Origin of the sequence: Massilia sp. H6 (assembly GCF_024802625.1) — a bacterium.
GTDB lineage: Bacteria > Pseudomonadota > Gammaproteobacteria > Burkholderiales > Burkholderiaceae_D > Telluria.
In genome coordinates this window covers 193719-208143 of the sequence record NZ_CP103371.1, presented here as the reverse complement: position 1 = coordinate 208143, position 14425 = coordinate 193719, and the positions used below count along the sequence as shown (strand labels likewise).

Genomic DNA, 14425 nt, shown 5'->3' with positions numbered 1-14425 from the left:
AAGCAGATACAATGCTGCTTTGCACAGGAAGAAAAAGCCATGGACCCGAAAGACTCCCTCATCGACTACCCGAGCGACTTCCCGATCAAGGTGATGGGACCGACGCATATCGACTTCGCGCCAACGATCATCGACGTGGTTACCGGTTTCGATCCGACTTTCCATGTCGGCAAGCTGGAGACCCGGCCTTCGTCGAAGGGCAACTACACCGGCCTGACCGTTACTGTCTGGGTCACCAGCCGTGAAATGCTCGACGACGTCTACCGCGCCCTGTCGACCCATCCCATGGTCAAGATGGTGCTGTAAACCCACACTGCGGGAAGGCCCGGCAGGCGCAGGACATCGCGCTGACTTATAATGGCAGGGCTGTCCATTCTTGCGCTTCCTACCTATGCTCCCGACCCGTTCTGCCACGCCGCTCGTCCGCGAGCTCGGCCGCGCCGACTACGAACCCACTTTCGCCGCGATGCGCGCCTTTACCGACGCGCGCACCCCGGAATCGCGGGACGAGCTGTGGATCGTCGAGCATCCGCCCGTGTTCACGCTGGGTCTCGGCGCCGACCCGGGCCACGTGCTGGCACAGGCGCAAACATCGGGGGTGCCGGTGGTCCAGACCGACCGCGGCGGCGAAGTAACCTACCACGGCCCCGGCCAGGTCGTGATCTACCTTTTGATGGACCTGCGCCGCAATAAACCTGGCGGCAAGCTGTATGCGCGCCAGTTTGTGCAGAAAATCGAACAGGCGGTCATCGACGTGCTGGCGGCGTATAATCTTGCGGGAGAACGCGTTGCCGGGGCCCCGGGCATCTACATGGCAGGGGGCCCGCGCAAGGGCGCGAAGATCGCCGCCCTCGGCCTCAAGGTACGCGGCAACGGCTGCACCTATCATGGGGTCTCGCTGAACGTGGCGATGGACCTGGCCCCGTTCACCTGGATCAACCCGTGCGGTTACTCTGGCCTGACCACGGTCGACATGCGCACGATGGGAGTGCAAGCCCCGCTGGAGGATGTCCAGCAGGCGCTGGCGCGCGAGTTGGCGCGCCAACTGGTAACGACCGAAGCGGTCGAACCGGCAACGAACAACCTCTAATGGAAGCCCGCCAGGGCACTAGCCTATGACTACCGAAACCAGCAACGTCGCTGCCCCTGTCTACAACGCCACCGACAAGCAGAAAGGCGCCAGCAAGACGTCGCGCATCCCGATCAAGATCGTGCCGATCGCCGATGCCGAGCGCCTGAAAAAGCCTGACTGGATCCGCGTGAAGGCTGCAACCGCGTCGTCGCGCTTCTACGAGATCAAGGACATCCTGCGCGCCAACAACCTGGTGACGGTGTGCGAAGAAGCCAGTTGCCCGAACATCGGCGAATGCTTCGGCAAGGGTACCGCGACCTTCATGATCATGGGTGACAAGTGCACCCGTCGCTGCCCGTTCTGCGACGTCGGCCACGGCCGCCCGGATCCGCTCGACGTCAACGAGCCGGGCAACCTGGCCAAGACCATCGCCGACCTGCGCCTGACGTACGTCGTGATCACCTCGGTCGACCGCGACGATTTGCGCGATGGCGGCGCCGGGCATTTCGTCGAGTGCATCCAGAAGACCCGTGCCCAGTCACCAGGCACCAAGATCGAAGTGCTGGTGCCCGACTTCCGCGGCCGCCTGGCCAAGGCGCTGGCGATCTTCGCCGACGGCCTGCCCGACGTCATGAACCACAACCTGGAGACCGTGCCGCGCCTGTACAAGGAAGCCCGTCCCGGCGCCGACTACAAGCACTCGCTCGAACTGCTGCGCGACTTCAAGGCACTGTACCCGAACGCGGTGACCAAGTCCGGCATCATGGTCGGCCTGGGCGAGACCGACGAGGAAATTTTGCAAGTCATGCGCGACATGCGCGAACACAACGTCGAGATGCTGACCATCGGCCAATACCTGGCGCCGTCGAACTCGCACCTGCCGGTGCGCCGCTATGTGCACCCGGACCAGTTCAAGAAGTTCGAGCAAGCCGCCTACGAGATGGGCTTCGTGCACGCCGCAGTGGGCGCGATGGTGCGTTCTTCGTATCACGCAGACGTGCAGGCGCACAATGCGGGTTTGGCTGTAAACGAATAACAGACATGAAGACTATCCAGGAAATAACCTAGCGAGATAGTTCGACGAGTTATGTCGAAATTTATGTGCAGGCAGCATCAGCCATCGAGGTGAAATTCGATGGCTTTTTTGTATCCGCTCTCCGTGCGTAGACATTTGGCACATGCAAATGGAACAACTGAAATTCATAAGATCACTGTGAGTACACCTGAGACATGGCATAGAGAAACGTGTTGATACGGTTCAAATTCTGCTTGCTAGCACCAGAGTAAGGTGACCGCTGAACTTTTCTGCGCGCTACGGCCACGCGGCCATCTGGAGGGTGTCAATGGGCGAAAGCGAGGAAATCGCAATGGGTGCCGCGTTGTCAGCGTTCAGCGGCGCATCTCAGCACAATCGGCTGATGCGGCTCGATTTCCCGTTCAAGGATGGGCCAGTCTCGATTCTCCTGCCGAACAAGCTGGTCGCTCATGAGGAAGTCTCGCGCAGTTTCCGCTTCGATGTCGAGGTACTGTCGGACGACCCGCGTATTCCGCTAAAAACAATGATGGGCCGGATGGTGACCATCTCCCTGGTGCGCGAAGACGGATCGCTGCGCTACTTCAATGGTCATATCACTGAATTTCGCTTCCTGCGTAGCGACGGCGGCTTCGCGTTTTACCAGATGCTGCTCGAACCCTGGCTCGCGTTTGCCCGCCTACGCAAGGACAGCAGGTCGTTCCACAATAAAAGCGTGCGCGAGATTACCGAGCTAAGCCTCAAGCATTATCTCCAGGCCGATTGGGACATAAGACTCACGGGCGACGACCCGCAGCTTTCCGTCGCGAACCAGTACAACGAGACCGACTACAACCACCTGCACCGGCGCTGGGAAGCGCTCGGATTGCATTACTGGTACGAACACAGGTTCGACGGCCACAAGCTCATGATCTCGGATATCAGCTTCCTGGCCAAGCCTATCGACGAGAAAGCGTACTGGATTTCGTTCCGCGACAAGGGCGGCTCGCGCGAAGACGACGGCATTCACGAGTGGACCGCCATCCGGCGGCTCGGCTCTGGCCGAACCACGCTCGCTTCGTTCGATTACAAGAATCCTAGAGCGCGACGCGCTGAAGCCCCTTCAGTCAACCAGCAGGGCGACTTCTTTCCTTACGAAATCTACGAAGACACTGGTGCCTATGGCTTTCGCCTGCACCGCGACGGCGAGCAGCTGGCGGCGCGGCGCATGGACGAGGCGGAAAAAGACACGCAATATTTCGAGGCGGCAGGCAACGAACGGTGCGTGCTGCCCGGTCGTACATTCAAGCTCAGCGGCCACTTCAGCGCCGCGCCGCGTTCGCGTCGATACGATGCCAGATCACGCAGCAGCATCAAGGACCGCTACTACCTGATCCTGTCGGCCGACCATGAGGTATCGAATAATTACCAGGCCGGTCCTGGCGCAGCCTCGCATTACGAAAACCGCTTTACGTGCATCCGCCAGGACATCCGCTGGCGTCCTGGCCGCAACTTCAACAGCGAGCCGGTCAACTATACGGGACTACACACCGCCATCGTCGTTGGCCCGGCCGGCGCAGATATCCACACCGACGGCTACGGACGCGTCAAGCTGCAGTTCCACTGGGACCGGTTGGGCAACTACGACGAAAGGAGTTCACCCTGGATCCGGGTATTGAGCCCGGCGGCCGGCAGCGAATTCGGGCAGATCCGGTTGCCCCGAGTCGGCGAAGAAGTCGCCGTCGTCTACCCGAACGGGAATATTGATCATCCGCTCGTACTCGGCGCGCTCTACAACCAGGCACACATGCCGCCGTGGTCGCTGCCAGAGCAGCAGTGCCTGGCTGGCCTGCGCAGCCGGGAACTTGGGGGCGGAAGTCGGGGCAATCACCTTGTTCTCGACGACACGAAGGAAAAGCTTCAGGCACAGCTGAAAAGCGATCATCAGTGCAGCCAGCTGTCGCTCGGGCACATTACTCGGATCGAAAACACCAGCGGGCGCCAGGATGCACGCGGCGAAGGCTGGGAGTTGCGCACCGATGGACACGGTATAGCGCGCGCCGCCAAGGGCCTATTGATTACAACAGAGGCACGGCAGGCAGCACGTGGCCCGATGAAGGACATGGGCGAAACGGTGAAGCGCCTGGACGCCGCGCACAAGCTCCACGATGACCAATCCACAGCCGCACTGCAGGGCCTGGCCCAGGAAAGTGGGCAGCAGCACGACGTTGCCGATGTGCTCAAAGCGCAGAATGACGACGTGCGCGGTGCTGGCGAACCCTTTTCTGAGCTATCCCAACCCCATCTGGTTTTGGCCAGCCCAGTTGGCATCGCAACGACGTCCGCACAGTCGACCCACATCGCCAGCGCCGAGCACACGGCGCTGACAGCTGGGCGCAGTCTCTCGATCGCAGCGGGCGAGAGTCTGTTCGCAAGCATCAAGCAGACCTTCCGCCTGTTCGTCCACAAAGCTGGCATGAAGCTGATTGCGGCGTCCGGCAAGATCACCGTGCGGACGCATGACGACGATATCGAGCTCATCGCCAACAAGGTCTTGTGCCTGATCAGCCAGTCCGACTGGGTCGATATCAGGGGAAAGAAAGGGGTGCGGCTGCATGGCCCCGGGGCCATGGTTGAAATCACCGACCGCATGCAGGTATTTGCGCCCAAGCCGGCGCTATTTCACGGCAACCTGGAGACCCTCGCTCCTCAGAACCGGCCCCAGCCGTCAGCGGAACACAAGATCACGATCGCGGAGCCGAAGACGCCGGAGGATCCGAAGCAGCTGCTCTTCATGCTGCAAATGCATTCTGGAAGCGGACGTCCGTTCGCGAACGTTGCTTACACCCTCTACAAGAACGGCAGTCCAGTGGAGGAGGGCATCTCGGATGACCTTGGCCGTATCGCCATCGACCATGCGAGCGGTACCCAGGGATACACGGTTGAGCTGGCGAATGGCGACAAGTTCGACCTGAAAGCGTGGGAGAAGTTTGATTCCGCGGACAAAACCTTGTACAGCGAGCAGCTTCTCTCGAGCGAGGGCGCGCGCGCGCTCGACGGATCGGCGCAAGGCCGCACCTATTCCTGATAGCGGTGAACAGAACAGGGACCATCATGAGCTTTGAAAAATATCTGCGAACCGAACAGGTTCATATCGACGAAGTCAGCTGCAAGGCGACATCCACCATCCAATGGTTTGTGGAAGACAATAACAAAAAGGGAAACGTCACCCATCCCATTACCCACAACAACAAGCTCAGCGTCCTTATCTGCGGGAAGGACGGTTTCGCGGCCATCGCCAGGGACATCGCGGCAGCCAGGGAAAGCATCGACCTGGTGTGCTGGGGTTTCGATCCGGGCATGGAATTGGAGCGTAACGGCTACAACTGGCCGCGCGCCGAGACCTATGGCGACCTGTTGATTGCAGCGGGCAGACGCGGCGTACGAGTGCGCCTGCTGGTCTGGTACAGCTACAGCGGCGGCAAAGTGCAAAAGCACATGCCGGGACATACCCATGGGACGAATCCCTGGACTATTCAGAATGGCGATATCGCAGTCCAACAACTCAACGCGGCACGGAGCCTTCAACTGATCCGTGAACATGCCCAGGAAAACCGCCATAAGAAAGAGTGGAATATTCCCGGCGACAAATTGGCGGCGATGGCCAGGGAAGAGTATTGCTGTAGCTGGTATAAGGCGGCATTTTCAAGAAGGCTGCAGGGCATCAGCATTCGCAAGCGCGATGGCGATTCCGGCAGCATTGGCGAGGCGCTTGAGCAGGAAGCGAGAAGTCCCGACGCGGTAGAGCGCAAACTCTTCACCTTGGGCGGCACCCATCATCAAAAGCCGATTCTGATCGATTTCGCCTACAAAGATGGCCAGAAGGCGGTGGCTTACGTCATGGGACTGAACTCGCTGACCGACTATTGGGATACCCCGGAGCATTGCGTTGAGAATTCTCTACGCGAACAAGGCGGTGCCAAGACAAAGCAGGAGCGCGCGGAGGGCGTAAAGAACTTCTTCGATTTCGACACCTTGAAGCCCTACCGCGATTACGCCTGTCGCATCGAGGGCGGCCGGGCCTTGATCCCGGTCCACGAAAATTTCGAGCGCGCCTGGCAACGTGCGGGTGACGCTGCTTCAGCCAAGCCCTACGTATGCAGCGCGCCGCCTTCCGCCTTGCTGCGTAAGGCCGTTCCCGGCGACTCGACGGTACAGATCGTCAGAACGCAGCCGGAGGAAGACGACTTTACGATCAGGGACATCTACTTCAATGCCACCCGCGTCGCCGCTGCGGGAACGGGCTACCTGTACATGGAAAACCAGTATTTCCAATATCAGGATTGGGCCGAGCACTTGCTGGCAATTCGAAAAAAGGTGATCGCCGGCTGGAACCGCAACTGCGCCAAGATCGGAAAAACCAACGAAGACCTGCCGGTAATGCATGTCTTCGTCGTCATTCCGGCGCCCGAAAAGGCGCAGATGGTTCCACGCACCTACGACACCCTGGCCACACTGGGCCAGCAGGACGGCATGACCGGACAGGTCAAGATGATTGACGAGGCAAATGAGAGGGCCAGGCGCGACGAGGCAACGTCCAGGCAGTACGCTTTCAGGGGTGTGACGGGCATGCGGGCGACGCAGGAAAGCTTGCCAGATGTGATCTCGGCAGCAAACAGGATCGAGAAGCCTTCCACCTTGATTCTCGAAGATATGTACGGCCTGCGGGTCTGCGTGGCCGTGCTCAACGCCTGCGAGTTCAACCAGGCGCGGCGCCAGTGGCGCTACCGCGAAATCTACATTCACTCCAAGCTGCTGTTGGTCGACGACGGTTTCTTCACGCTCGGCAGTGCCAACCTGAACCAGCGCAGCATGGCGGTAGATAGCGAGATCAACCTGGCGACAAATGATCCGCGTCATGCGACCGACCTGCGCAAGCGCGTTTGGACGCAGCTCGCCACTGAAAAGAATAATGGCGGCAACGCTACGCGGCAGGAAATCGAGAAAACGCTCAAGGAATGGGTAAAGCTCATGAACGAAAACAAGGATAGACAGAAATCGTCATCAGCCGATCCAAAGAAAAAACAGATGGAAGGCTTCATCGTCCCGCTGGATGATGGCCGAAGCTCGACCATACGTTTTGGTTGAACCATGGATGGTCTTGCCGCATCTGCCCCGCCGCGTTGCCGCAATATGGCAACTTTCCTGATCACGCTTGCTTTTCTGACGGCCTGCCACATGGACAAAACCAAGCCTCCCGGATACATGCAAGAACTGCCGACCTTCGATCCGCACATCGCTTCGTTCGACTGCCAGACCGAGGCGAGCAAGGTGCCGCCAATCGACGCCCAGGCCGACGACTGGTTCCTTGAAGCGCGCGCGCTGGAAGATCGTACGACCTTTTATGAAGACCGCGACTACAAGAAAATCGTCCAGTTGACCCGCCAGGCCGCCGAACGGCATCACTGGAAGGCTATGCTGAACCTGGCCAGCCTGTATGTGGAAAGGCGCGATCCCCCCAATGGCGAGAACGAGGCGGTGGCGTTGGTGTCAGCGGCCATTGACCTTGGGGTGCCCGGCGCCTACGACAGGATGGGCACCTATTACCTCAACGGTACCGGCGTGCGTGGCGATCCCGACCGCGCCTATGCTTATTTTCAGAAAGCAGCCCATATGGGCAACCCGCAAGCCATGGCCTTTCTTGGAGAGAAAATGGATGCGGGCGGGGACGACCTCAAGCCCGGCTACTGGGGCAACATCCCGATTGCGATCAAGATGTTTGAATGTGCGTTGGCACAGGGTTACGGCCCGGCTGCGGTGGAAATGAAACCCATGTATGAGGTCCCCCGGGCGCCGGACGGCACGGAACTCGGTATGGAAACCCCGGAAACCCGTGACCGGGTGCTGCGCGCGCTGCACGAAGGTGTCAAGGGTGGCTGCAGGTATTGCGCGGACAGATTGTTCCTCGAGTTCGATGACCCTGACGATTTGGCAAGCACGTTCGTGCCTTTCATCGACAAGGCACGCGGCCAACGTTACAACATGCTTGGCAACGCACTGAGCTTCAATCCCGATCGCCGCTTCCCCAACCTCGATAAAATCCTGCCATTGCCGCCGGCGCCGCTGCCGCCATGGGACGGGACACGCGCAAGCCTGCTCGCCGCAGCCATGGCCGTCGTGCCCGCGTCCGAAACACCAACGCCGACCGAAGCCTCGCTCAGAAAGGGCCGCTACTTCCTCGACAGCGCCTACGTGTTTCGGCCGACCAAGGAAACGACCAATGCCCTGCAGGCGCCGGTTGCCGGCTACTGGCAAGCGACAGCGCCACACGAAGCGGCCGAGGTGCGCGACTTCGTGGCTGGCATCGCCCCCGGCCTTTATGGCAAAGGAGAAGCGTTCGAGCAGCCGCGTTTCCCGGACAGCATGGGCTCGAAAGCCATCGCCGGTATCGTCTGGCAGCGTGTGCTCACCGTGCACAACGACGGTGGCGCAGTCGCGCCGCGGACGGCGCTCAGGCTGTCCCGGCAAGTTCCACGCCTGACGCCGCCGGTCGAGTGCGCTGGTAACGAGGTCTGTCCGATCACCGGCACCTGGCAGCCATGGCTTGCGCCGGGGCACCCACTAGAACAAGAGGTCAACCAGGCGTGGCGGCAGCGCTGGTTGACTGCCGGCCAAGCATTTTCCGATCCGAAACGCGACTGGATGCTTCCGCTGGAGAGTGCCGACGTGAAGTGGCATTTGCTGGAGCCAAAAACACCAGTCGAGAAGTAGCACACGCTAGCAATGCGAAACGTCACGCGCGCCGACATCGTACCGCAGCGCTTGGCCCATCAATCAGCAGCTGGAGGATTTGCAGATGCAGCACGAGGGGCGCGGTGTCATTCGCATGCATGACAAGACGGACCACGGTGGCCAGGTCATTTCGGTCTCGTCCGGGACGGTTGCAATGGGTGTAGAAGCTGCGCTTGCAGACGATCTGACGTTTTGTCCCCAATGCAAAGGGAAGTTTTCCATCATGCCGGACGCTACCGGTGCAAAACGCGACGGTCGGCCTTATGCCTACAATAACGATCTCACCGCTTGCGGTGCCAAGCTGATTTCCTCGATATGACGGGTGTTCTCGAGGAACCGCTCACTGTAGTCGCATTGAGTCTTGCCCAAACAAGGGCGAATGGTTGTGTTCTTTCATTGACTGCTGAAAGTTAACCGAAGCCCCGAGCGCCGCCCGTTCAGGGCTTCGGTGCGGGCGCGAATTTCTGCTGCAGCTCGTACTCGGCCTGGTTGACCCGCTCGACCACCTGGGCATCGGGCCCGGCCGCTCGGGTCGGCACGATGCGCGGCGTGATCAATACAATGGTCTCGGTCGAGCTGCCGGTGTCTTCATTGTTGGAAAACAGCTTGCCGATCACCGGCACGTCGGCCAGGATCGGTACGCCAAGGCGGCGCTGGCCGGCACTGGTCTTGATCAGGCCCGCGATCAGGATCGATTGGCCGTCTTCGGCCACCAGTTGGGTCGTTACCTCGGTGGTCTTCTTCGACGGAATTCCACCCAGTACCGAGCCCGAGCTCACTTCTGGCCTGATGCGCAGCGAGATGCGTCCCTGGTTGTCGACCGATGGCGTCACCCGCAGGATGACGCCGGTTTCCAGGAACTGGATCGATTCGCTGGTGACGTTATTGATGGTGGTGGTCAGCCGAAAGCCCAGCTTGTCGCCGATGTTGGTGCTCGCTTCCTGATTTTCCAGCGTCATCAGCTTGGGCGTGGCCAAGGTACGCACCCGGCCCTTGGTCGACAGCGCATTAAGGTAGATGTCGACGTTGCGGTTGACATAGTTGAAGAACAGGCCTGAACCGGTACGCTGGGCCAGTCCACCGACGCCAATGCGGTTGGTGCCATTGGCGCTGAACACCTTGGTCCAGTCGATGCCGAACTGCTCGTTGTCGTCCAGCGTGATTTCCAGGATTTTCGCTTCGATCATGACCTGCTGCGGCTGCGAGTCGATCTCGCGCAGCAGTTGCTCGATGCGCCGCACGCCTGCCGGCGAGTCTTCTACCACTACCATGCGCCTTGCGGCCATGACGGTAACCTTGCCCCCGCGGCCGACATGCTTGCCCAGAATCTCGCCGACCAGCTGCGGGTCTGAATACAAAACCTTGAGCGCGCGCACTTCTAGCTGCGCTGGCGGCGGCACTTCCGCCGCGGCCTGGGCCGGATTGACAATCAGGTAGCCATTGTCGCGGGTGATCACTTCGTAACCCCCTGCATGCGCGATCGCATGGATGGCCTGGTGCGGCGTCATGTCATACAAGCTCACCGCCACGGTGCCGGTCACGCCTTTGCCGAGCATGATGTTGACCCGTTCATGCCGCGAAATCATCTCGAACAGCTCGGCGATCGGTGTGTCGCGAAACACGAACGAAGGAACCGGCGAGCCCGCCGCCGCAGCGGCCGGTGCAGCTTCTTGCGCCGGTGTGCTCGCGCTGATGCTGCCGCAGGCTGCAGCGCATAGCGCCGCCAGAACAATCTTTTTCATCACGGGGTGGGTCATTTCACGCTTGCCTGATCTAATCGAAGTACCTGTTTGACGCCACGCCGTACCAGCGTGACGCTACGTTCCTGAATATCGAGCAGCCGGTAGTCGCCGAACCAGTCGCCGGCCGCCAGGATGCGGCCACCGATATTGGCCAGCGACCGGCCGGGCGCATAGACGATCGCGCGCAATTGTGGCGCGACTTCCGGCTCCGGCGCTGCGCCAGCCTCGATGTCCGCTGGCGGGGCAGGGCGGGCGAACGGATCGCGCAGCAGCTGTGCCTGCGCGCTCCCGGCGCAGGCCAGGGCCAGTAGCGCCAGCGCGCCCAAAACCTGTTGTCTCATGGTGCTGTCTCCTGCGGACGATATGCCGCGATACGGATCTTCATCTCGACTTTTCCAGCCGTCTTCGCAGGGGTCATCTCGAAGCTGGCGATGCCCAGGTGAGGGCGCGCATTCTCGACGGCCGACATCCATCCGATCAATGCCGCGTAACTGCCGCTGACGTCGGCATCGACGCCGCCCTGGACCAGCGTCATTACCGGTTCCTGCGGCGCCGGGGTCGCCGTGCGCAGGTTCACGCCATGCACTTGCGCCAGTTTGCCAAGGTCTCCGATCAGTTCGACCAGTTGCTGCGACGGGGTAAGGGTATTGGCCGCGCCGAGTTGCGCCGCCAGGGTCTCGGTGTCGGCGGCGAGCACTGCCAGTTGCGCTGCCGGCGCGCGCGTATCGCCGCCAAGCCCATCCAGGCGCGTCTGCTCGGCGCGCACTGTATGCAGCGCCGCCAGCGGCGCGCGCATGCCGTAAGCCCACAAGGCGGCGCAAACAATCAGCAGTACGCCGCTACCGAGCATGTGCAACTGCCGCGCGGGCAAGGCTGCGGCGCGGCGCATCAGAGCGTCATTCATGGAGCTTTCCTTTCTCGAGCGAAGCGGCAATCCCGAACGCCACGACCTTGCTCTCGGTGTCAGTGGCGGCGCTACTGCTGCTTAAGAACCGTACGTTCTGCAGCGCCGGCTTGGCCGTGACGCGGGCCAGGAAAGCCGTCATCGCCGGATGGTCCAGCGCTTCGCCGTCGATCTCGATATGGCTGCCCAGGCGCCAGGCCTGCTGCGTATCTGGAACGCCAGCCTGGGCCGGTGAGCGCGCCAGCACGATATCGGGTGCCGGGGCGCCGGGCAGCGCTGGCAGTTGCTCGCGCGTGCGCGAAAACCGCATGCGCCCGAACCAGACGTCGTCGTCGCGGGCTTCTTCCAGCACGCGCGCGAGGGTGGCAATCTCTTTGGTGCCACGCATGGCCGCCAGGACGCCAACATCGGCGAGCAGGGCGTCCTTGCGCTGCTGGGCCAGGTCCAGCTGCGCGCGTAGCGCCGCGAGCTGCGCCGAACTGGCGCGGGCCTGTTCCAGGCGCGGGGTCTCGACCGCCAGGCGCCAGCGCAGCACTGCTGCAGTGCCGCCACCAGCGAGCACCAGCAGCGCCAGCGCCGCGCCGTAGGCCGTGAGCGTGCGGCGCACCCGTACCGATTCGCGGTAGCTGCGCGGGATCATGTCGATATCAGCCATGAACGTCTCTCCGCAGGGCCAGGCCGGCTGCCAGCGCAATGCCCTGCATGTCGGTATTGATGGTAAAGCCGGCGGCCGGACGGAAGGCACGCAGCGGGTCGAGTACTTCCACCGGCAGGTTGACCAGTTCCTCGATCCGTTCGCAAACGTTCGCATAGCGCGCCACGCTGCCGTTGAGGTAGACCCGGCTCAGGGCACTGCCGCGCGTGCGTGAAGCGACATAGACCTGGGTGCGCACCAGTTCCTCGGCCATGGCGGCAAACTCCTGGTACAGGATTTCGCGGATCGTGCGGCCAATGCCCTGCTGGTCCTGGCCGCGCACATGCAGCGCGGCAGCCGGGATGCCGATGCCATGTTCGTGCAGCAGGCCAAGCGCCGCGTCCGCATCGAGTCCGAGCACCCGCGACAGGCGCTCGACCAATTGGGCCTCGCCAAAGTCGATCTCGCGGTCGAGCATCAGGCGACGGCCCCAGATCACCGTCAGAAAGCTTTTTCTGACGCCAAAGTTAATCAATAGTACTGCCTGGTCGACGTCCTCTTGCATCGCGGCCAGCAGGCGTGCGATCGCGGCCGGTCCGATATCGAGCGCGACCGGATCGAAGCCCGCGCCGCGCATCGCATCGAGGTAGGCCAGCACTCCGGCGGTGGAAGCAACGGCCGCCAGCACCTGGCGTTCCGGGCCGGAAGAATCGACACTGCGTACCTGGTAATAGTCGACGACCGAATCGGCGGCGGCGGCGCCAAGCTGGTCGCGCACCGCTTTTGCCACCGCCCCTTGCTCGCTCTGCCCGCTCGGGACATGCACGGTCAGTGGCAAAATGCGCACGTCGCCCGGTGCCAGTGCCGATACCATGCGGCGTCCCGCAAAGGGCGCGCTGGCGAGCGCGTCGCGCACGAAACTGCGCAGCATGCGCGGGTCGGCCAGCAGCTGGCCGCGCTCGACCGGATAAGGCCGGGAGACCGCGGCGCGCAGCAGCGGGCCGTCGGGCGAAGCCGTTACCTGCAGCATGTTCAGGCGCTGAGCGGCAAAATCGACCCCGATCGGTGCCGGCCTGGCCGGCGTTCGGGTCAGCAGGGTGCGCAGCATGTTCATGCAGCCACCTGCGGCAAGACCCGCTGGCGCAGCGTATCGCCACCGTCGCGCTTGGCCTCGTACAGCAACTCGTCGGCCAGCCGGTAAGCCTGGCCGAAACCGGGGGCGCAAGGGGCAGGTATGTGCACCAGGCCCATGCTCAGGGTGGGCATGCCGCCCGCCGGCAGCGGCGCGCCCGAGGCCAGGGCAAACGTGCGCAGTGCGCGCCCCACGCGCTGCGGCGTATCGGCACCGCACATGAGCACGGCGAACTCGTCGCCGCCAAGACGCACCAGGTAGTCATTCTCGTCGTCGAGCTGGCCAAAGGCTGTGTGCACGGCGCGCAGCACCGCGTCGCCGCAGTCGTGGCCGAACGTGTCGTTGACTGACTTGAAACGGTCGATGTCGAACAGCCCGAAATAGCAGGCCTGGCCGGCCTGGTGGTGGCGCGCCACGGTGTGCTCGAAGTCGCGCTCGATCCGGCGCCGGTTCCAGCAGCCGGTCAGGGGATCGCGCTCGGCCAGTTCGGTCAGGTCGCGCTTGGCCTGTTCCAGGTCGAAACGCAGCGTCAGGTCATGCTTGCGCAGGGCCAGTGCACGCGCCACCAGCGCCATCGAGATGGTGGCCGCGACCAGCATCAGGCATTGCAGGATCCACAGGTCGAGCGCGGCGAAACGGTGCCGGCCAAGGAAGGTCGAAACCGTGAAGACCAGATAGATGGCGCCGGTGGTCAGTGCCGCTTCACGCAGGCCCCACGGCACCACCGGCACCAGCATGATCAGCACGGCCACGCTGAGCAATAGCATGGTGTCGAGCTGTCTTGTGTGCTGCGCCAGCAGCACCAGCGACGACGCGCATGCAACCAGCAGCAGCGCCGCGAGCAGGTACAGCTCGCGCAACTGCCCCACCTTCATGCTCGACAGGCGGATATGCAGCGCCAGCGCACTGAGCAGGCAATAGGTGTAGGTGTACAAGGCGCCTAGTTCGAACCAGGCCGAGATCGCCGATGCCATTGTCAAAAACAGCAGTGCCATCAGGCTGAGCAGGGCGACGCCATTGCGGGTTTCGTCGGTGATCAAGGGCGCTGCATAGGCGCGCAGGGCCGGCTCGTCGAAGGCGGACGACGACCAGGTACTGGACAATTCGGTAACAAGCGAGGCGGTAATTTTCATGGAG

General features: G+C 62.1%; 13 protein-coding genes. 7 read left to right on the top strand and 6 right to left on the bottom strand.

Annotated features, from left to right (window positions below; all coding sequences use genetic code 11):
* Positions 1–39 precede the first annotated feature (39 nt).
* The 7 genes from NRS07_RS00905 (at position 40) to NRS07_RS00875 (ending at position 9195) form a co-directional block, all read left to right on the top strand.
* The gene (locus NRS07_RS00905; protein WP_259210308.1) at positions 40–306 is read left to right on the top strand and encodes a DUF493 family protein; all 267 of its coding nucleotides are present in this window, start codon (positions 40–42) and stop codon (positions 304–306) included.
* A gap of 85 nt (positions 307–391) precedes the next feature.
* The gene (gene lipB, locus NRS07_RS00900; protein WP_259213423.1) at positions 392–1090 is read left to right on the top strand and encodes a lipoyl(octanoyl) transferase LipB; all 699 of its coding nucleotides are present in this window, start codon (positions 392–394) and stop codon (positions 1088–1090) included.
* Positions 1091–1115: 25 nt separating this feature from the next.
* Complete coding sequence (lipA, locus tag NRS07_RS00895; RefSeq protein ID WP_259210305.1) at positions 1116–2108, top strand: lipoyl synthase; 993 nt, start codon at positions 1116–1118, stop codon at positions 2106–2108.
* A 307-nt stretch (positions 2109–2415) separates the two neighbouring features.
* Positions 2416–5172 carry a type VI secretion system Vgr family protein gene (locus NRS07_RS00890; RefSeq protein ID WP_259210303.1) on the top strand — a complete coding sequence of 919 codons (2757 nt, stop codon included), beginning with the start codon at positions 2416–2418 and terminating at the stop codon, positions 5170–5172.
* 26 nt (positions 5173–5198) lie between these two features.
* On the top strand, positions 5199–7232 hold the full coding sequence (locus tag NRS07_RS00885; protein ID WP_259210301.1) for a phospholipase D-like domain-containing protein: 2034 nt from the start codon (positions 5199–5201) through the stop codon (positions 7230–7232).
* A gap of 3 nt (positions 7233–7235) precedes the next feature.
* Positions 7236–8855, top strand: coding sequence for a tetratricopeptide repeat protein (locus tag NRS07_RS00880; protein WP_259210299.1), 1620 nt, complete (start codon positions 7236–7238; stop codon positions 8853–8855).
* Positions 8856–8970: 115 nt separating this feature from the next.
* Positions 8971–9195: a PAAR domain-containing protein gene (locus NRS07_RS00875; protein WP_373889847.1), complete on the top strand. Its 225-nt coding sequence runs from the start codon at positions 8971–8973 to the stop codon at positions 9193–9195.
* A gap of 118 nt (positions 9196–9313) precedes the next feature.
* On the opposite strand, the gene NRS07_RS00870 is transcribed toward NRS07_RS00875, so the two are convergent.
* Genes NRS07_RS00870 through NRS07_RS00845 form a run of 6 tightly spaced genes read right to left on the bottom strand, consistent with a single transcriptional unit; the run spans position 9314 to position 14421 of the window.
* Positions 9314–10618 (bottom strand): type II secretion system protein GspD, encoded by a 1305-nt coding sequence (locus tag NRS07_RS00870; RefSeq protein WP_259210294.1) that lies wholly within the window; start codon positions 10616–10618, stop codon positions 9314–9316.
* 11 nt (positions 10619–10629) lie between these two features.
* Positions 10630–10959, bottom strand: coding sequence for a hypothetical protein (locus NRS07_RS00865; RefSeq protein ID WP_259210291.1), 330 nt, complete (start codon positions 10957–10959; stop codon positions 10630–10632).
* Positions 10956–11522 (bottom strand): type 4a pilus biogenesis protein PilO, encoded by a 567-nt coding sequence (pilO, locus tag NRS07_RS00860; protein ID WP_259210284.1) that lies wholly within the window; start codon positions 11520–11522, stop codon positions 10956–10958. The genes NRS07_RS00865 and pilO overlap by 4 nt, the downstream gene beginning before the upstream one ends.
* A complete protein-coding gene (locus NRS07_RS00855) occupies positions 11515–12177 on the bottom strand; it encodes a hypothetical protein (protein WP_259210282.1) in 663 nt (220 codons plus the stop codon). Before NRS07_RS00855 ends, pilO begins: the two co-directional genes overlap by 8 nt.
* Complete coding sequence (gene pilM / locus NRS07_RS00850; RefSeq protein ID WP_259210280.1) at positions 12170–13270, bottom strand: pilus assembly protein PilM; 1101 nt, start codon at positions 13268–13270, stop codon at positions 12170–12172. Before pilM ends, NRS07_RS00855 begins: the two co-directional genes overlap by 8 nt.
* A complete protein-coding gene (locus NRS07_RS00845; RefSeq protein WP_259210278.1) occupies positions 13267–14421 on the bottom strand; it encodes a GGDEF domain-containing protein in 1155 nt (384 codons plus the stop codon). The genes pilM and NRS07_RS00845 overlap by 4 nt, the downstream gene beginning before the upstream one ends.
* Positions 14422–14425: the final 4 nt, after the last annotated feature.

Excerpts from the sequence above, each read along its gene's own strand:
- NRS07_RS00845 (WP_259210278.1), bottom strand. The coding sequence starts at position 14,421 with ATGAAAATTACCGCCTCGCTTGTTACCGAATTGTCCAGTACCTGGTCG.
- pilO (WP_259210284.1), bottom strand. The coding sequence starts at position 11,522 with ATGAATGACGCTCTGATGCGCCGCGCCGCAGCCTTGCCCGCGCGGCAG.
- NRS07_RS00870 (WP_259210294.1), bottom strand. The coding sequence starts at position 10,618 with ATGAAAAAGATTGTTCTGGCGGCGCTATGCGCTGCAGCCTGCGGCAGC.
- NRS07_RS00905 (WP_259210308.1), top strand. The coding sequence starts at position 40 with ATGGACCCGAAAGACTCCCTCATCGACTACCCGAGCGACTTCCCGATC.
- NRS07_RS00875 (WP_373889847.1), top strand. The coding sequence starts at position 8,971 with ATGCATGACAAGACGGACCACGGTGGCCAGGTCATTTCGGTCTCGTCC.
- pilM (WP_259210280.1), bottom strand. The coding sequence starts at position 13,270 with ATGAACATGCTGCGCACCCTGCTGACCCGAACGCCGGCCAGGCCGGCA.
- NRS07_RS00890 (WP_259210303.1), top strand. The coding sequence starts at position 2,416 with ATGGGCGAAAGCGAGGAAATCGCAATGGGTGCCGCGTTGTCAGCGTTC.
- lipA (WP_259210305.1), top strand. The coding sequence starts at position 1,116 with ATGACTACCGAAACCAGCAACGTCGCTGCCCCTGTCTACAACGCCACC.
- NRS07_RS00880 (WP_259210299.1), top strand. The coding sequence starts at position 7,236 with ATGGATGGTCTTGCCGCATCTGCCCCGCCGCGTTGCCGCAATATGGCA.
- NRS07_RS00885 (WP_259210301.1), top strand. The coding sequence starts at position 5,199 with ATGAGCTTTGAAAAATATCTGCGAACCGAACAGGTTCATATCGACGAA.
- NRS07_RS00865 (WP_259210291.1), bottom strand. The coding sequence starts at position 10,959 with ATGAGACAACAGGTTTTGGGCGCGCTGGCGCTACTGGCCCTGGCCTGC.
- lipB (WP_259213423.1), top strand. The coding sequence starts at position 392 with ATGCTCCCGACCCGTTCTGCCACGCCGCTCGTCCGCGAGCTCGGCCGC.
- NRS07_RS00855 (WP_259210282.1), bottom strand. The coding sequence starts at position 12,177 with ATGGCTGATATCGACATGATCCCGCGCAGCTACCGCGAATCGGTACGG.